Origin of the sequence: Hymenobacter duratus, from assembly GCF_014698995.1 — a bacterium.
In the GTDB taxonomy this organism is placed as follows: domain Bacteria; phylum Bacteroidota; class Bacteroidia; order Cytophagales; family Hymenobacteraceae; genus Hymenobacter; species Hymenobacter duratus.
In genome coordinates this window covers 295,362-313,442 of sequence record NZ_JACWZZ010000002.1, presented here as the reverse complement: position 1 = coordinate 313,442, position 18,081 = coordinate 295,362, and the positions used below count along the sequence as shown (strand labels likewise).

16 protein-coding genes are annotated in these 18,081 nt (G+C 59.6%); 9 read left to right on the top strand and 7 right to left on the bottom strand.

The window, feature by feature from the left end; genetic code table 11:
- The first annotated feature begins 32 nt into the window (after positions 1-32).
- The 7 genes from IC231_RS09240 (at position 33) to IC231_RS09210 (ending at position 7,874) form a co-directional block, all read left to right on the top strand.
- Positions 33-1,043 (top strand): sugar kinase, encoded by a 1,011-nt coding sequence (locus IC231_RS09240; RefSeq protein ID WP_211538968.1) that lies wholly within the window; start codon positions 33-35, stop codon positions 1,041-1,043.
- Positions 1,044-1,097: 54 nt separating this feature from the next.
- Positions 1,098-1,751 (top strand): beta/alpha barrel domain-containing protein, encoded by a 654-nt coding sequence (locus IC231_RS09235; RefSeq protein ID WP_190784244.1) that lies wholly within the window; start codon positions 1,098-1,100, stop codon positions 1,749-1,751.
- Positions 1,752-1,832: 81 nt separating this feature from the next.
- Positions 1,833-3,188, top strand: coding sequence for an MFS transporter (locus IC231_RS09230; RefSeq protein WP_190784243.1), 1,356 nt, complete (start codon positions 1,833-1,835; stop codon positions 3,186-3,188).
- Between the two features lie 18 nt (positions 3,189-3,206).
- Complete coding sequence (locus tag IC231_RS09225) at positions 3,207-3,671, top strand: nuclear transport factor 2 family protein (protein WP_190784242.1); 465 nt, start codon at positions 3,207-3,209, stop codon at positions 3,669-3,671.
- Positions 3,672-3,828: 157 nt separating this feature from the next.
- Positions 3,829-4,848 carry a class 1 fructose-bisphosphatase gene (fbp, locus tag IC231_RS09220; RefSeq protein ID WP_190784241.1) on the top strand — a complete coding sequence of 340 codons (1,020 nt, stop codon included), beginning with the start codon at positions 3,829-3,831 and terminating at the stop codon, positions 4,846-4,848.
- Between the two features lie 48 nt (positions 4,849-4,896).
- Positions 4,897-6,252 carry a Gfo/Idh/MocA family oxidoreductase gene (locus IC231_RS09215; protein WP_190784240.1) on the top strand — a complete coding sequence of 452 codons (1,356 nt, stop codon included), beginning with the start codon at positions 4,897-4,899 and terminating at the stop codon, positions 6,250-6,252.
- 83 nt (positions 6,253-6,335) lie between these two features.
- Entirely contained in the window at positions 6,336-7,874 is a 1,539-nt protein-coding gene (locus tag IC231_RS09210; RefSeq protein ID WP_190784239.1) for an aldehyde dehydrogenase family protein, read from the top strand.
- A 93-nt stretch (positions 7,875-7,967) separates the two neighbouring features.
- Here IC231_RS09210 and IC231_RS09205 read toward each other — a convergent pair whose 3' ends face one another.
- A complete protein-coding gene (locus IC231_RS09205) occupies positions 7,968-8,483 on the bottom strand; it encodes a 2'-5' RNA ligase family protein (RefSeq protein ID WP_190784238.1) in 516 nt (171 codons plus the stop codon).
- 101 nt (positions 8,484-8,584) lie between these two features.
- Positions 8,585-10,171, bottom strand: coding sequence for a T9SS type A sorting domain-containing protein (locus tag IC231_RS09200; protein ID WP_190784237.1), 1,587 nt, complete (start codon positions 10,169-10,171; stop codon positions 8,585-8,587).
- A 291-nt stretch (positions 10,172-10,462) separates the two neighbouring features.
- Between IC231_RS09200 and hutI the strand changes: the two genes are divergently transcribed.
- A complete protein-coding gene (hutI, locus tag IC231_RS09195; RefSeq protein ID WP_190784236.1) occupies positions 10,463-11,716 on the top strand; it encodes an imidazolonepropionase in 1,254 nt (417 codons plus the stop codon).
- Positions 11,717-11,789: 73 nt separating this feature from the next.
- Here the strand turns inward: hutI and IC231_RS09190 are convergent, their stop codons facing one another.
- From IC231_RS09190 to IC231_RS09180, 3 genes are all read right to left on the bottom strand, one after another.
- Positions 11,790-12,767, bottom strand: a complete 978-nt coding sequence (locus IC231_RS09190) for a hypothetical protein (protein WP_190784235.1) — start codon at positions 12,765-12,767, stop codon at positions 11,790-11,792.
- A gap of 68 nt (positions 12,768-12,835) precedes the next feature.
- Positions 12,836-13,588, bottom strand: coding sequence for an outer membrane beta-barrel protein (locus IC231_RS09185; RefSeq protein WP_190784234.1), 753 nt, complete (start codon positions 13,586-13,588; stop codon positions 12,836-12,838).
- A gap of 800 nt (positions 13,589-14,388) precedes the next feature.
- Positions 14,389-14,937 carry an RNA polymerase sigma factor gene (locus IC231_RS09180; RefSeq protein WP_190784233.1) on the bottom strand — a complete coding sequence of 183 codons (549 nt, stop codon included), beginning with the start codon at positions 14,935-14,937 and terminating at the stop codon, positions 14,389-14,391.
- A gap of 228 nt (positions 14,938-15,165) precedes the next feature.
- Here IC231_RS09180 and IC231_RS09175 point away from each other — a divergent pair, with 228 nt between their 5' ends.
- A complete protein-coding gene (locus IC231_RS09175; protein WP_190784232.1) occupies positions 15,166-15,960 on the top strand; it encodes a PhzF family phenazine biosynthesis protein in 795 nt (264 codons plus the stop codon).
- A gap of 125 nt (positions 15,961-16,085) precedes the next feature.
- On the opposite strand, the gene IC231_RS09170 is transcribed toward IC231_RS09175, so the two are convergent.
- Both IC231_RS09170 and IC231_RS09165 read right to left on the bottom strand, forming a co-directional pair.
- Positions 16,086-16,772, bottom strand: coding sequence for a hypothetical protein (locus tag IC231_RS09170; protein WP_190784231.1), 687 nt, complete (start codon positions 16,770-16,772; stop codon positions 16,086-16,088).
- Positions 16,772-18,043 (bottom strand): LVIVD repeat-containing protein, encoded by a 1,272-nt coding sequence (locus IC231_RS09165; RefSeq protein WP_190784230.1) that lies wholly within the window; start codon positions 18,041-18,043, stop codon positions 16,772-16,774. The genes IC231_RS09170 and IC231_RS09165 overlap by 1 nt, the downstream gene beginning before the upstream one ends.
- Between the last annotated feature and the right edge of the window lie 38 nt (positions 18,044-18,081).

The following is an 18,081-nucleotide window of genomic DNA, read 5'->3' as shown; positions in this document are numbered from 1 at the left end:
CGCCCGCCAGACGTTCACGTTACCACTCTCTGATGAAGCAAGTTGTCACCTTTGGTGAAATCATGATGCGGCTTTCGCCGCCGCTCCACTACCGCATTCCGCAGGCCAGTTCGCTGGAAATCACCTACGGCGGCGGCGATGCCAATGTGGGCGCCGCGCTGGTGCACCTGGGCATGCCCGCCGCACACGTAGGTTGCTTTCCGGACAACGCCGTGGGCCACGCGGCCGCGCAGGCTTTCCAGTCCCACGGCGTGGATATGAGCCACTGTGTGTTCCGAGGCGAGCGGCTGGGACTGTACTTCCTAGAAGTGGGGGCCTCGCTTCGTGCCAGCCGTATCGTGTACGACCGGTACAACTCCGCTTTTGCCAACCTGCAGCCGGAGTGGTTCAACTGGGATGAAATCCTGAAAAATGCGCAATGGCTGCACTGGACGGGCATCACACCTGCTATTTCGGCCTCGGCGGCTCAAGCCACGCGTGAAGCCATTCAGGCCGCCCGCCGGCTGGGCATCATGGTATCGGCTGATGTGAACTACCGCCGCAACCTGTGGCAGTATGGCCAGAAAGCACAGGACGTAATGCCCGAACTGGTGGCCGGCTGCGACATGGTGGTGTGCACCGAAGGCGACGCCGCCGACCTGTTCGGCATCAAGGCTGACGAAGGGGCCGAAAATAGCTTCGTGTCGATGAGCGAAAAGCTGATTGCCCAGTTTCCGCAGATCAAGCAGGTTATTGCCACCAGGCGCAAAACCCAGAGTGCCTCGCATGAGCGCATCAAGGGAATGGCCTACGTGGAGGGCGCGTATCATCAGACGCAGTACTTCGACATCAACCCTGTTGTGGACCGCATCGGGGGCGGCGACTCGTTCATTTCGGGCTACATCTACGGGCAGCTGCACTACCCAACGGTAGAGGAGGCCCTGACCTTCGCAACGGCTGCTTCGGCGCTCAAGCACACCATCCACGGCGACGTCAACCTGGTGACGGCCGCCGAAGTGGAGCATATCATGGCCGGCAACACCACCGGCCGGCTGCTCCGCTAGCTTCTCCTTCCCTCCGTGTAGGGGCTTATGCCTCGGGCACATGATTCTTCTGCAATGCCGCGTTTCTCCGCCGACCATATTCTCGAAACCGTACTGCGCACGCCCATCGTGCCGGTGTTCTTCCACGCTGATGCCGCGTATGCCACGCGCATTGTGCAGACCTGCTACGATGGAGGCCTGCGCGTGTTTGAGTTCACCAACCGGGGCACTCAGGCCTTTGAGGTGTTCGGAGAGCTGGTAAAATTCGTGCGCGAAAACTGCCCGGAGCTGCTGCTGGGCATTGGCACTATCTACACGGCCGCTGATGCGGAGCGGTTTATCGAGGCTGGCGCCGATTTCGTGGTGCAGCCTTGCATTACGGCCGAAGTGGCTGAGGCCTGCCGCCGCCATCAGACGCCTTGGATGCCGGGCACCATGACCGTGCGTGAAGTGTACGAAGCCACGCAGCTGGGCGCGGCGCTCGTGAAGATTTTCCCGGGCAACGTGGTTGGGCCCGGCTTCATCAAGAGCCTGCGCGGCCCGATGCCGAGTGTGCCACTGATGGTGACGGGCGGCGTGGAGCCGACCACAGAAAGCCTGCGCGAGTGGTTTGGCGCGGGTGTAAATGTGGTAGGCATGGGTTCCCAACTGTTCAAAAACGACGACCCAACTGCGCTGAAGCAGTTGCTCACCGATTTGCTGGTCTTCCTGCCGACCCTCCGAAAATAACCTTCGCCTTCCCAGCCGCCACCCGGCGGCTTCAGCCGCGCCTTTCTGCGGCCATACGCTCACCGTTTTTCCACCCGCCCGATGATACAAGCTCCCCCCGCTACTTCGGCTCCCGTTTCCGACGCCATTGGCAGGTACCGCTGGACTATCTGTTCCCTGGTATTCTTCGCCACGACCGTCAATTACCTGGACCGGGCCGTTATTTCCCTGCTCAAACCCTACCTGGAAACTGAGTTCAAGTGGACTGATGCCGACTACGCCAACATCGAAATAGCCTTCAAGCTGGCCTACTCGCTGGGCATGCTGGGTGTAGGGCGCGTCATCGACAAGCTTGGGACCAAAATGGGCTATGCGCTTTCCACTTTCCTGTGGAGTCTGGCGGCCATTGGGCATGCTTTTGTAAGCAGCACGTTTGGCTTTAGTGTAGCGCGGGCATTTCTGGGCGTGACAGAAGCCGGCAACTTCCCGGCGGCCATCAAAACCACCGCCGAGTGGTTTCCGCAGAAGGAGCGGGCTTTGGCTACCGGCATCTTTAACTCGGGCTCCAACGTGGGGGCCATCATTGCGCCGCTTACTGTACCGCTCATTGCCGAAACCATTGGCTGGAAATGGGCCTTCGTGATTACCGGTGCCCTCGGTTTTGTGTGGCTGATTCTGTGGTTTGTGTACTATGAAGTGCCGGCCCGTCATGCCCGTCTCACCAAAGCCGAATTCGACTACATCCACAGCGACGTGGACGACATGGCTGCGGCTTCCATTACCACCGAGCCCAAGGTTTCGTGGTTCAAGCTGCTCACTTTCCGCCAGACCTGGGCCTTCGTGCTCGGCAAGTTCCTGACGGATCCTATCTGGTGGTTTTACCTGTTCTGGTTGCCTGACTTCCTCAACAAGCAGTACGGCCTGAAGGGAACTGATATTGCCTTCCCGGTAGCCATGGTCTACATTCTGTCGAGTGTGGGCAGCGTGGGCGGCGGCTGGATTCCGCTGAACTTCATCAAGAAGGGCTGGGAGCCATTTAAGGCCCGCAAAACCAGCATGCTGCTGATTGCGCTGTGCGTGTTCCCAATTGTGTTTGCCCAATACCTCGGCCAGATTAATATGTGGCTGGCAGTCCTGGTGATTGGCATTGCGGCGGCGGCTCACCAGGCCTGGAGCGCCAACATCTTCACCACCGTGTCGGATATGTTCCCGAAGCGCGCCGTGGCTTCCGTGACGGGCATCGGTGGCATGGCCGGCGGGCTGGGCGGCATTCTGCTGTCGGCGCTGGTGCAGAAGCGCATGTTTGTGTACTATGAAAGCATCGGGCAGAAGGAAACGGCCTATTTCATCATGTTCCTGATTTGTGGTGGTGCGTATCTGCTGGCTTGGGTGCTGATGCATTTCCTGGCTCCGCGCATGAAGCAGATTGAGCTTGATTCTGTGCCTTCTGCTCGCTAACTTTCCTTTCTGTCTGCTATGAAAAAGATCTTGCTGCTACTGGCGTTTCTGCTGCCGGTACTCACCTTCGCCCAATCCAAAAAAGACCAAGCGGCTACCAAGGAGGTAGAAATGCTGGAACGCCAACGCTTTGAGGCGCAGGTGAAAAAGGATTATCCGCTGCTGGAAAAGCTGTTTGCCGATGACCTGGTTTACACCCATTCCAACGGCAAGCAGAACAACAAAACCGAATACCTGCAAAGTATCCGCGACGGCAAAAGCGTGTACGACAAAATTGAGGTGGAAGCACTGAATGTGCGGGCCTACAACGATGGCAAAGCGGCCGTAGTAAATGGCACCATCACCATCACGCTGCCCAACAAGCCCGATGGCACGCCCAACCTGGCCCACCTCAAGTATGTGGTGGTGCAGGTGAAGGACGCCAAAAAAGGCTGGCAGGTGGTGCTGTGGCAGAGCCAGAAACAGCCTGAGGCGAAAAGCTGACAAGACATACGGAACCACGCGTTCCGATGAGGCCGGCTACGTACCGGTCTGCTAAGAAAATGCGGCGGCTGAAAGAGGGGAGTGGAGGTTAGGGGCCACGAACCATCCGGAAGGCCGCCGCACCCTTACTACGCCCCTCCGTTATCCTTCCCACTGCATGAGTATCACGAATGAAAACGCCATAGCCCAGCCGGTTGGCACTACGCTGGAGCGCTATATCATGCGCAAGCAGGCCGAATTTGCCTTTGCCACCGGCGAGTTGAGCCAGCTGCTGCGCGACATTGCGCTGGCGGGTAAAATCGTAAACCGCGAAGTGAACCGCGCGGGCCTGACGAGCATCATCGGGGCCATGGGCCAGCAGAACGTGCAGGGCGAGGCCCAGCAAAAGCTGGACGTGGAAGCCAACATCCGCTTCATCCGGGCCCTCACCAACGGGGGCGAGGCCTGCGCCGTGCTGAGCGAGGAAGAGGACGACATCATCCACACCGGCAACTGCCAAGGCAAATATGTGGTAGCCATCGACCCGCTCGACGGCTCCAGCAACATCGACGTCAACATCAGCATTGGTACCATCTTCAGCATTTACCGCCGCGTGACGCCGGTGGGGCTGGAAGCCACGCGCGAGGATTTTCTGCAGGGCGGGCGCAAGCAGGTGGCGGCGGGCTACATTCTGTACGGCTCCAGCACCATGCTCGTATACACTACCGGCCACGGTGTGGTGGGCTTCACCTACGAAAACTCGCTGGGCGAATTCTTCCTCTCGCACCCCAGCATTCGGATTCCGGCCAGCGGCACTACCTTCTCCTGCAACGAAGGCAACTGGTTCGACTACGCCCAGTACGTGCGCGACTTCCTGACGCAGTGCAAGCAGCAGCGCATGAGTGGCCGCTACGTGGGCTCCTTGGTGGCCGACTACCACCGCAACCTGTTTACAGGCGGCATCTATTTGTATCCGCCCACGGCCAAAAACCCACAGGGCAAGCTGCGCCTGCTGTACGAAGGCTACCCGCTGGCGTTCGTGATTGAGCAGGCCGGTGGCCGCGCGGAAACCGGAACCGGGGCCGTACTGGATATCGAGCCGACCGAATTTCACCAACGTGCCCCGCTGTACGTGGGCTCCGCTACGCTGGTGCAGGACCTGGTGGCACTGGCTCCGGTAGAAGCCACGCCCGCGTAGCATTCCCCGGTTTTGGTTTAACAGTCTTCGCTTCTGCACATCGGTCTCATGAACCAAACGCTACACGATTCTTCCCGCCGTTCCTTCCTGCAGAAATCAGCGCTGGCTACGGCCGGCCTGCTGACCACTGGGCCGCTGGCCGTACTGGCAGAGCCGGCGGCCAAAAAGCGGCGCGTAGCCATGGTAGGAACCGGCCACCGCGGCACGGGCATGTGGGGCACGCAGCTGCTGCAAGAGCACGGCGACGTGATAGAGTTTGTGGGTCTCTGCGACAGCAACAAGGGACGGCTCGAAACGGCCCGCAAGATGATGGGCGTTTCGTGTCCCACGTTCACTGATTTCGAACTGATGATGCGCAAGCAGAAGCCCGAAATCCTGATTGTAACCACCGTGGATGCCACCCACGACGCGTTTATCATCAAAGGCATGGAAATGGGGGCCGACATCGTATCGGAGAAGCCCATGACTACCGACGAAACCAAGTGCCAGGCCATCTTGGATGCCGAGAAGCGCACCGGCAAAAAGGTGACCGTCACGTTCAACTACCGCTACTCGCCGCACCGCCAGAAAATCTACGACCTGATCCGGCAGGGCGCCATTGGTACCGTCACCTCCGTTGATTTTCACTGGTACCTCGACAACCGCCACGGTGCCGATTACTTCCGCCGCTGGCACCGCCTCACCGAACAAAGCGGCTCGCTGTGGGTGCACAAAGCCAGTCATCATTTCGACTTGCTGAACTGGTGGCTGGAGTCGGAGCCCGAGACGGTGTATGCGAAGGGCGCGCTGGAGAACTACGGCAAAAACGGCCCGTTCCGGTTCAGCAACTGCCGCCCCTGCCCGCACAAAGCCCAGTGCCTCTACTACTGGGACATGACCAAGGACGCCCGCCTGATGGCCCTGTACGCTGCCAACGAGCAGCACGACGGTTATCTGCGCGACGGCTGCGTGTACAAGGAAGACGTGAACATCTACGACAAGATGGCGGCCACCATCGGTTACGCCAACGGCGTGCAGGTCAGCTACTCCCTCACGGCATATTCACCCTACGAGGGCTACCGCATTGCCTTCAACGGCACCAAAGGACGCATCGACGCGTGGATCAAAGAGTCGGGAGCCATGAAACGGGAGCCCTACGATGAGATAATGCTGGCGCGCAATTTCGGGCCGGTCGAGTACATTCAGGTGCCGCAGGCTGAAGGCCACGGCGGCGGCGACAAGCTGCTGCGGGAGCGTATCTTCCGCACCCCCAATGCGCCCGACACCTGGCGGCAGGCCGCCGGCAGCCGCGACGGCGCCATGGCTATTCTGGTCGGCATCGGGGCCCGCAAAAGCATGGCCAGCGGCCAGCCCGTGCGTATTGCCGACCTTACCTCGCTGCGGCCGCAGGCCGTAAAAGCCTGACCTCCGAAACAACTTCTTCACCACCTACTTTTAGGAGCATTCGTACTCCTTCACCACTACCACCACACGGCTTCTCTTCGCTTATGCCTAAAATCATTTCGCCCCAGGTCGAGTTCAGCAGCTTGCTGAGCCAGATGAAAGCCGTAACGCCGGAAGTTTTCGGCCAAGATGGTCAGTTTCTGAACCTGCTGGAAGGCCGCTGGCAGGAGCCTGGCAAGCCCCGCCCGTTCACGTCGCCCATTGATGGCACCGAACTCGGCAGCCTGCCCATGCTCGACCACGCTACCGCGCTGCGCGCCGTGCAGGCCGCCAAAAAGGAAGCCGCCGAGTGGGCCAAAGTGGACCTGGATGAGCGCAAGCGCCGGGTGCAGGACTGCCTCGACCAGCTGCGCCAGCAGGTAGAGCTGACTGGCAAGCTTATCATGTGGGAAATCGGCAAAACTTACAAGCTGGGCTTCACCGACATCGACCGCGCTATCGAGGGTGTGCAGTGGTACGTCGATAACATCGAAGGCATGCTGGGCAGCCGCAAGCCGCTGGGCCTGGTGAGCAACATTGCCTCCTGGAACTACCCGATGTCGGTGCTGCTGCACGCGGTGCTGGTGCAGGCGCTGTGCGGCAACTCGGTCATTGCCAAAACGCCTACTGATGGCGGCTTCATTTCCCTGAGCCTGACGTTTGCCATTGCGCGCCGCTGCGGCCTGCCCGTGACGCTGGTAAGCGGCTCGGGCGGCGAGCTGAGCGACGTGCTGGTGAAAAATGACGCCGTAGATTGCCTCAGCTTCGTGGGTGGCCGCTACAACGGCCGCAACATTGCCGACGCCCTCAGCTCGGAGCACAAGCGCTACATGCTGGAAATGGAAGGCGTGAACACCTACGGCATCTGGAATTTCAGTGACTGGGATGGCCTTTCCGACCAGCTCAAAAAGGGCTACGACTATGGCAAGCAGCGCTGCACGGCCTACGTGCGCTTCGTGGTGGAGCGCCGGTTGTTCCCGCAGTTCGTGGAAACCTACTGGAACACCATCAAAAGCCTGAAAGTGGGTAACCCCACGCTCGTAGACAGCGCCGACGACAAGCTACCGGACCTGGCGTTTGGCCCGGTCATCAATAAAGCCCAGGCCGAGGACCTGGACCGTCTCTATGCTGATGCGCTGAAAACCGGCGCCACGCCCATCTTCGAAGGCAAGCTCGACGACAGCCTCTTCCTACCCGGCCAGGACCGCTCGGCGTACCGCGCGCCCCGTGCCCTTGTAAATCTGCCCCGCCAGAGCGAGCTATACTTCAAAGAGCCGTTCGGCCCCATCGACAGCATTGTGCTGGTAGACAGGGTAGAGGAATTGGTGGGCGAAATGAATATCAGCAACGGGGCCTTGGTGGGTGCCCTAGCCTCCGACGACGAGAAGTGGGCCAAGCGCACCGCCAAGGAAGTCCGCGCCTTTAAGATGGGCATCAACAAGCTCCGCTCGCGCGGCGACCGGGAAGAGGTGTTCGGTGGCCTCGGTGAGTCGTGGAAAGGCGCTTTCGTGGGCGGTGCGCTGCTGGTAGAAGCCGTGACAGAAGGCGACAAGCCGGTGCTGGGCAACTACGAAGACGCTATTCTGCTGCCGGAGAAAATCTAGCCCGAGACAGTCGGCACTACATAACAGCGCCCCAATTGGCCGAAAATTCCGGTCCGATTGGGGCGTGTTGCGCGCTACCGGCTGCTGCCTGCGCTACAATCCTTTGAAAGAAAATGTCTGCAATGATTCCCATGGTCCGCCGCGGTAGGCCCACAGCTGCAGCCCCGTTCCGGTAGCCTCAAATGGCTGGAAGTCTTCCGAAAGCTCCCGGTGCAGCGTGCGGGCTATGGCTGGCTCCACTTTATTCTGGACTGTAACATGCGGCTGTAGCTTCTGCAGATCCTGGGGAGTCAGGTCGGGTTGCCAGAGAGCCTGCAGCTCCTTATGCAAGGCGCGCAACTGCTGGTTTTCGAGCGTATACGCCACGCCGCGCCCCAAAAAGCGCACGCCGGTTACGGCCAGCGTCAGTGGCTCCGTGCGTGCGGTCAGGGATTCTATTTGGGTGCAGAGCGCATCATGCTGGGAGCCGGGCAGGTGATGAAACAGCGTGAGGTGCGCCTGTAGGAAATTGCGCTCCGGCGGAAAGTGGCGCTGCCGCAACTCGTTGAAAAAAAGCTGGGAGCTGGCATCCAGGGCCAGCGTAAGAATAAGTGGGGTAGAATGGAGCATCAGTATAGTTAACTGCTGGCAGCCAGGTAGGGTTGGCCGCTACACACGAAAATGCCTGTAGCAAACGCCACAGGCATTGTTCGTAAAGCTCGGATCTGGTTTTATCGGCCGCTCTCCGGCACCAGCACTATCGGAACCGTCTGCATGCTTCCGGTCTGCTCTACACGCAGGTAGTACAGTCCGTCAGGAAGCCCCAGAGCATCAAACGGGAAGGAAGTAGTGCCGGCTTCGGGCTGAAAGCGCCGCACCAACTGGCCCATAGGGGTAAGTAGTTCAACACTGGTGCCCGCGTCGCTGGCCGCGGAAAGGAGTACAGTAAAGCGGCCGGTGGCAGGGTTCGGGAAGGTCTGAACCACCAGCTTACCGGTCAGAGAAACTGCCTGTGCCGGCGAGTAGACGGTGCTGCCATCCGTGTCGCGCATGCCCAGCCGGTAATACGACTGGCCGGCCAATGGGGCAGAATCCAGTGCACTGTAGCTCTGGCCGGACGGGCGGTTGCCGGCCTTCACAGTCTGCACAGTCTGCCACTCGGTGCCAGTGCGGCTGCGCTGGATCAGGAAGGATTCGGCGTGCTCCTCGCTGGCTGTGACCCAATTGATGCGAACTGCCCCATTGCTGGCTTTAGCCGTGAAACTTTTCAGCTTAACCGGCAGGGGCAGGGCGCCGGGCAGGCTCACGGCATCACCGCGCGAGCAGCCAAATGCCGAGCCGTAAGAACTGCCCGAATAGTTGCCGGTCAGCCGGTCGATTTTGTAGATAGTACCGCCGTCCGCGTCTACGGCGTAAATGTTGCCGTCGCGGTCCGTAAACATCGAGCCGATATTCTGCTGGGTAGGAATGGGGGAAGTTGGCTGGGTGGTAGTCCCGACGGGGTTGGTGGCAGGGGTGCTGATGCTGATGAACTTATCGTCCTGTCCGAGGTAGCTGATCAGGTTGCCCGAACGAACATCGAATACCCAGTCCTGAATGCCACCTTCCGGAACGGGTAGCGCGCCGTTGCTGGTCAGGAAAGCCTGCACTTCGGCCTGGTAGCTGGCAACGACGGCGGCCGTAGCCGGATCGGACGTATCGAGCCGGTTCCAGGCAGGAGGCGTGGCCGGGAAGGTAGCCAGCGGAACTACGCCCACATACAGCCGCAGGTCGGAAACGCGCACCGGTCGCAGAAACGGAAACGGAAAGGACAAATCGAACACGTAGAATACCCGGAACGTGGCACCGGCCACGTAGTAGTTCGAGCTGGCGTCGCCGTCACCAATAAAATTCAGCGTGAGCCGGGCATCGTAGGAGCCGGCTTCGCCGGATTGCGTGGGGGTTGTTACGTCGCCGGGCGAAGCGGGCGGTGTCACGGGGCCCAGGTTGGTAGCCTGCGCCGTGGCCAGGCTCACGCGGTAGAGGTTGGGCGGCGTGTTGATGTTGGCTACCGTAATCGGCTGCTGCACGTTCAGGCCGTACACCACGCTCGGGTTATTATCGTCGGAGCCCAGCGCGTTCAGGATAATCGGGGTAGTTCCATCCGTTACGGTGCCGATAGGCGTGAGCGAGCCATCGGTATTCACCTGTTGCAGCACCGACGGGTTGCCGGCGCTGGCCGGGCACGCCGACGTCACGGCAAAACTGTTGGTAGGGAGCTGGGCCAGCAGGTCATGGCCACAGGCAAGCAGAAGAAACGCAAGTAGAGTTTTTCTCATTCCGGGAAGCATGACAGTACGGGGTAAAAGTGACTGATTAATTGAGCAGAGCAGCATGTGGTGCGGCTTTCACTGTGAAGCCGTTTACTTGTATTCTCTCAAAATGGGTATATAAAAGATACGGGATAAATTTGTATATATAGTGCTGGTTATCATTGGATAATGTACATATAGAGAGAGAAAAGTATGGCTTCGTATTGCTGGCCTGACTGAAGGCCGAAGTGGCCTCATGGCAAGCTTATCTGCATATTTACTGCGTCAGCCTTCTGCCTCTCTTTTTTCCCGCCGCCTATGCCTTACACGCTTCTTATCCGCAATTGTGGCCAGTTGCTCACGCTGAGCGGAGCTGCTGCCAGCCAGCCGCTTACCGGCGCTGCGCTGCACAACTGGCAGGTGCTGACCGATGCTTATATAGCCTGTGAGCAGGACCGAATCGTGGCGCTGGGGCCAATGGCAGAGTTGGACGCCACCCGGATAGGGCCCGGTACGCGCGTGCTCGATGCAGGCGGGCGCGTAGTGATGCCGGGATTGGTAGAGTGCCATACGCATCTGGTGTTCGGCGGCAACCGGGCCCACGAGTTCCAGCGCAAGCTGCAGGGCGAGTCGTATCTGGATATCCTGGCCAGCGGCGGCGGCATCCTGAGCACCGTGCGTGCTACGCGAGCCGCGTCTGAGGCGGAGTTGCTCTCCAACGCGCTACACCATCTGGCAGGCTTCCGGCGCTACGGCATCACGACGTTGGAAGCCAAAAGCGGCTACGGCCTCGATGCCGAAACGGAGTTGCGGCTGGTGCGGGTGGCGCAGGAGGCGGGTAGGCAACAGCCGGCGCGGGTGGTGCCCACGTTTCTGGGCGCCCACGTGCCCGGCCCCGAATACAAAGGCCGCCCCGCCGAGTATCTGCAGATGCTGGCTACTGAAGTACTGCCGCAACTCGACCCGGCCGAGGTGCCGTTTGTGGATATCTTCTGTGAGGAAGGAGCTTTCAGCGTCAAGGAGTCTCGTCAGTTTCTGGAGCAGGCCCGGCAACGGGGCTTTCAGCTGAAAATCCATGCCGAGCAGCTCCACGACCTGGGCGGCGCGGCTATGGCAGCCACGCTGGGCGCCGTTAGCGTGGATCATTGCGACTACCTCAACGAAGCCGATGCGGCGCGCATTGCGGCCAATGGCCGGACGGTGGTGGTGCTGCTGCCGCTGGTGCCACTGTTTCTGCGCCAGGACGTGTACGCGCCCGGCCGCCGCCTCATCAAGGCGGGCGTGCCCGTCGCCATCAGCACCGATTTCAACCCCGGCTCCTGTCCCAGCAAAAATCTGTGGCTGGCCCTGTCAGTGGCCTGCCTCAAAATGGGCCTCACTCCCAAAGAAGCTTTGGCCGCCGCCACGCTCAATGCGGCCTGGGCCCTCAATCTGCAAACCGAAATCGGCAGCCTGGAGCCCGGCAAGCGCGCCGACCTGCTCCTACTGGATGTGCAAGACTACGAGGAAATTCCGTACTGGCTGGGCGAAAATCCGGTGCAGCAAGTGGTGATAGGAGGAGAAGTGCAGTAACTGGTCCGTTTGAAACAAAAGGAGCCGCTAGCAGCGGCTCCTTTTGTTTTGGCACAGCACGATAAATAGCTACTTACAATTGTTGAATTTCTGCAACAAGTTCGGCCTCTGTGACTTCTCGGATAGGTGGCGCAATAACCTGATTGGCTGCTACGGTAGCGCTTTGTTTGCCGAAATAATATTTGTCGTTGAATTTATGCAGCACAACAGCATCAACTTCCTCCCCAACCGGTACGTTGGGAAGCTGCAGTGTGAGCCCACTTCCGAAGGACAAAATGCCAGTAGATACTACCGAGTTTCGACGTTTGAACACTAGATACATGGCCGTGTTGTCCTTCGTCATATTGGTGCCATTGGCAGTTATGAATACTGGAGTGCGAGGGGTGGCATTGATGAAGGCGTCACAGTTTACCCAGCCTAGGCTGTCGTTGTTGAGGGTGAAAATGTATTGGAAGAGCGTACCTGTTGCAGTAACAGTATCCTGAGAGGGTCCAACTCCGGAAACAACATCCTGTGAGGACGGAAGCAGCCAGTTGAAACCGTTTGGGGTATTCTGGCCGAAGAACAATTGCATACCTGAATTGCGCGTGGAGCTGGACCGATATGCCGTAGCCATGTAGATGCGGCCCTGTGGAGTCATGCGCAGGCGTTTGTTGCCTTCGGTAACTTTAAAGTAATACTCGCCTCCGGATTCCAAGGGCATGCCGTTGGAGGAAGTAGGCATATTGCTCAGGATCATTTCTGCTTTGGTTTCAATCTCCCGAAATTCAAGCTCTATAGTCGCATTGGCTGATAAAGCACTGCCATCAGTATAGGCGAAGGAAGTAGACCCGACGTATAGTTGATTTCCTTTCGCAGTGGTTTGGGGAGGGTAGGTGGAACTGGTAAATGTAAATTTTTGGACCGGAGCGCCATTGCGTGCCCAGAAATTGGCCAGCGCATGCTGTGCAGCAGGCTCTTCACAGTCAATTTGAAGCAGGTCAGCGTCTTTTTTACAGCCACTAAATAAGAGCAGACCAGTGGCCAGCAAGGCAAAGAATTGCGTTTTCATAAGTAGGAAGGATGAAAAGTGGAGAATACAACCTCGTGGCAGCCGGCCCGGTGGCCAGTCGGGCAGCGTTAGCGCAGGTTGAATGAAAAGCCGGTAAGCAGCCCCACCGCGAATGGATGGCGAGCGGGCAATGCAGGAGAACTATTCTTATCGGAATCAGAAACAGAAAGCACGGAGTAGCGGCCCATGGGTTGAGCCAGCAGCGTCAGGCGGGGCGTGAGGGCATAGCGTAGGTCCAGACCGGCGCTCAGGCTCAGGCCCACCCGCCGATAGGGGCTATCTGCCGAGGACCAGCTTTGCTGCTGCTCGCAGGTGCAGGGCGTGCTGCCGCTCGTCCGTCCGCCAGCATATACATCCAGCAAGACGCCGCCCAGCACTCCGTACTGCAGGCGGCCCCGGCGTTGCAGCTGGTACTGCACCTGCACGGGCAGCGTGAAGTAGCGAAATACATCACGCTGCCTTATAGCCCGGTCAACTGTGGTAGCAGCCGAGTCGCGCTGCCGTTGCCGAAGTACCAAGTCGAGATGAGTACTGTACGTGGCGTAGCCTACGCCTCCTGTCAGGTATAAACGAGGCGTGAGGCTATAGCGCGCCTGTACCTGGGCCGCAAAAGCCACTGCGGGCCGCTCGTATTGGCTAGTGCTATTCGCGGAGTCAGCCCCCAGCCGCCGATAGGCCAGGGCAGGACCTGCCAGCACTTCCAGCGCCCAGCGGCTTGGCCGACGCGGCACCACCGAATCCAGCACTACTAGCTGAACAACCGGATTATTGGGCAGCTGCCGCTGGACCGACACTGGCCGGAGCAGAAGAGAGGGCATCATGCCTGTTCGGGCTAGCGTTGCAGAAGCAGAATAGCTTTGGCCATCTGGCTCGGAGCTGCCACTGCTATTGGTTGCCGTTGCCAGTGTACCAAATGCAGCAGGAGCATTCCAGGCGGCCGGAAGTACGCGGCTGATTGTACTACCACTGGCAGTAAGGGCCTCTGAACTAGAAATAGAGGGCTTTGTAGCACCAGAACGATTACTCGCACGTACCGAGGCCACAGATTTTTTGGGAGCAACTTCAGAAATAGGCTGAGTAGCAGAAGGCACATATGCCGCCAGCAGCGCAGAACGACGCTTCCGCTGCGGCATGCGGTTGGTGGGAGTTGCTGGAGACGTCGGTTCGGAACTGCCTGCGGGTTCCTGTGTTGCGTTCGGGCTTGTAGCCTGGGCGGCAGTAGTAGCAGAAGCCGGTTGAGGTGCCTGGGGCAAGATGATGACTCCAGGACGTGTTTTGTCAGAGCTGACCGAAGCTGATGAGGTTGTTTGTTGCTGATTATTTGGAGTGAAAACTGACTTGCTAGAGCGCTCCTTAGGCTTTGCTGGCTGGCTGGCAAACTCCCGCTTGGTGCCAGAAGGCTGCACCATCAATACAGTGGCCACAACGCTAACCAGCAGGAACAGCAAGGCCGCCACTAGCCGCCGGCTCCGCAGAGCCGGTTGCGGGACCGACGGCACGTGTGGCAGGGCATCCGGCAGCTGCTGCCGGATGCCCTGCCACACGTCCTCCGACGGGTGGCTGCCGTAGTCCTGCAGCTTGCGCCGAAGTTCTTCAAACAGTTCTTCCGATTCGCGTTCCGTCATGACAGAGAAAAGTTATTATTAGCCAGTAGCCGTTCTTCCAGCAGCCGGCGTGCCCGCGAGAGCTGCGACTTGCTGGTACCTTCCGAAATGCCCAGCATTTCGCCTATTTCCTGGTGCGAATAGCCTTCTATGGCGTAGAGGTTGAGCACGGTGCGGTAGCCCGGAGGCAACGTATTGATGAGGGTCACAACTTCTTCGGCCGAAAGCTGGTCAAGCGGGGTGCCGTCCGGGTGGGCCATTTCGGTGGCTTCATCATATTCTACCTGCGGGGCCCGTTGGCGGTGCTGGTGATAAGCCGTAAGCGACGTGGTAACTGCAATCCGGCGGGCCCACGCCTCGAAAGGCCCTTGTCCCCGGTATTGGTCGAGGCGGGTGAAAATCTTGACAAACGTGACCTGCAGCGCATCCTCGGCCTCGGCCCGGCTGGGGCAGTAGCGCAGGCACACGCCCAGCAGCCGGTACGCTAGCCGCTCATACAGCTCCCGTTGCGCCGCGGGGCGCCCGCGTCGGCAGTCGGCCAGAAGGTCTTCGAGAGGCTGCGGCATGCGCGGAATAGAGAACGAAGGATAAGTGCTAGCAAGCTTCTGACCCCATGACCAGCACCAGCCGGGCCGGGTTGCGCGGGGATCAAAATAAATTTGTGAAGCCTGGAAAGGTGGGAAAGGAGCCCGTACTACACCTAAAAATCAATCTTGTACGGTGTCGCTCTTCAGTACTACGACCGGCAATATGTAGATTCAGCCCGTTATTCCACTCACCCGTTTCTCTGCGCCATGCCCCTTCCTATCTATCAGGTCGATGCTTTTTCGGCCCGGCCTTTTGCCGGCAACCCGGCCGCTGTGTGCCCTTTAAGCGAGTGGCTGCCCGCCGAAACCATGCAGGCCATTGCCGCCGAAAACAACCTTGCCGAAACCGCCTTTTTCGTGCCCCGTCAGGGCCACGAGTATGAAATCCGGTGGTTTACGCCGGCCGTGGAAGTGGAGCTGTGCGGACACGCCACGCTGGCCTCGGCGCACGTGCTGCACCAGCATCTGGGCTTTCAGGGACCGGAAATCGTGTTTCACTCGCAAAGCGGCCTGCTCCGGGTACTACGCGAAACCGATGGCCGCCTCACACTGGACTTTCCCAGCCGGCCGCCTCAGCCTCTCGCGGGCCACCCCGATGGCCTCGCCGACGGCCTGCGGGCCACGCCGCTCCACGTACTGGCCGGCCCCGACCTGATAGCCGTGTTCAACTCCGAAGCCGAGGTGCGGGCTTTGCGCCCCGACCAGGCGCGTCTGGCTCAGATAGAATACCGCGGCATCATTGCAACGGCCCCCGCCGCCGATCCGGAAACCGACTTCGTGTCGCGCTTTTTCGGTCCGCGGGTGGGCGTGCCCGAAGACCCGGTAACGGGCTCAGCGCATACCACGCTCATCCCGTATTGGGCCGCACGGCTGGGCAAAACCACGCTCAAAGCCCGGCAGGTATCGGCGCGAGGCGGGGAGTTGTGGTGTGAGCTGCTGGAAGAGCGGGTGCACATCAGCGGCTACGCCGTAACGTATCTGCGGGGGGAGATAGAGATGTGAAACACCTGAAAGCAAAACCCAACCAAGACGAAATGTAAAGAGCCGTTCTGAAGACAGTATCTGACTAAAACCAGATTATTGTCTTTAGAACGGCTCTTTTACTTTGGAAACGCCAAAGGCAACGTTTACCGCAGCGCAACACCTATTTTGAAGCCGGCCGGGACGTAGAAACCCGCATGGCCGTAGTCGGAAGGGCCGGACTGGTAGCGGCTGCCGCTTTCGGGGTCTGGGCTGTGGCTGCTCTGGCTCATGCGCCACCCCACACCCGCGTACAGGTCCAGAAACACCCGACCCGGCGGCAGCGGTGCCTGATAGCCTAGCTGCGCCGTAGCGCCGTAGCGGTTAATGGTTTCGGTACGCCGGATGTCGCGGTATTCGTAGCGCGGCAGGCCGGTGGGGTCTACCACCTCCGTCCAGCCCTGCTCGTCGCGCGAAACGGCGAAGTGCTGGAAAACAGGTCCTGCGCTGATGTATAACCCGGCCGGGTAGACTGCTTCTGCTGCGCATATATACCAGCGGTGCTGCACCTGCAGGCCGGCACCCCGCACCGATTCGTTGCGGGCAATGCGGCGGCTGGCGGCCTCCACGTCGGGCTGGCCGGTGGGGCCGGCATAGAGCTGGGGCGTGATGATGAAGCTATGGCGCGGCTGCTGATTCCAGCGCTTTTCCACTTCCAGCCAGTAGCCACTTACCACCACATGTTGCGGTGCTGCTTTCAGCAACAGGTTGAGCTGGAAAGTGCTTTCCTGCGCCGCCGCCGTACCCACCCGCAGCAGCAGGCCCCCAAGTACAAGGCAACGATAGAGCAGCATCAGGGTAGCGGCGTAATGGGCAGCAGACTCAGTTGCTGCAGCGTAGTGCCGGTGTAGTTATACTGATACAGGCCAGCAGCGCCAATGGCCATGAGCGTGCCGCCATCCGGAATTACATCTACTACCTGTATCGGGAAGAATTGCTGCTGCGTGAGCACCGGGGCTTGGCTGGTATCGAACACCTTCAGCCCGTCACTGTCGCAGACAAATAGCTGGTTGCCATCTACGCCCAAGCCCTGTGGCCCGCTCATGGGGTACGTCTGGGCCAGGCGCGGCTGGCTCATGTTGTTCAGATCTATCACCTGGAGCTGATTGGACCCGCCGCCACAGTTGCGGCCGTTGCGCAGGGTCACGTAAGCATAGCGGTTGTCTACCACCACTGGGTCGCAGCTTACTACGTGCTGGTAATACGCCACTTGCCGCGGCGACTGGGGCGTGGCCGCGTCGAAGATGTACATGCCGCGCTGCGTGCCCAGGAACAGATAATGGTCTTTGGGGAAGATGGTTTCGACGCCAAACTGCAGCTGGATTTTGGTGCCGGGAGCCGGCTGGTTCGGATTTCCCAGGCTGAAAGGCCGCAGGCTTTGCTCGTCCACGGTGTAGAGCGTCTGGCCCAGAATGGCGAAGCGAGCCAGCGAGCCGCCTTTTCCGGTGGTTCCTGGCGCTGACGCGGTAGCCGTTGTGTTGAAGGTCACCCGGTCATTAAAGCCGCCCCACCCGGTGCCAGGCCGCGGATTGATGGTATACGGAATCTTCACTTTCTGCCAGCCTACCACCACCGCGTTAGCCGGACGGTTTTCGGGGAAGCATTCGGAAGGCATGCCGGCCATTTCGGGCATCGGCAGTTCACGGAAGGCGTCTCGTACCCGGCTCTGCACCTGCACGGCCGCCGGATTCGATATGTCAATCGTCACGAGGTCGGGCCCGTTGTCGGCATAGAGCAGGTTGCCCTTCACCGCAATATCCACGTTGCCAGGAATCCGGATGAAGCCGATAATGCGTGGCAGCGCCGGGTTTTGGTTGTCAATGATATGCACGCCTTCGTACCGCTCATTGATGAACAGGTAGCGGCCATACAGGTAGATTTTGCCGGTGTTGTGCATGGGCCGGGCCGCCAAGGCCGCCACCGACTGCTCCAGCACCGCACGGTCCATGAGTTGCGGGCAATAGCCGTCGTAGTAGGCGGTAGTGGGTTGGGGTTCGTCGTTGGAGCAGGACTGCGTGCCCAGCAGCAGCAACAGGCCAGACAGATAAGTAAAGATTTTGAGCATACACCAGTGATGATAAAAGTGGCAGATGAGGGTCGGGA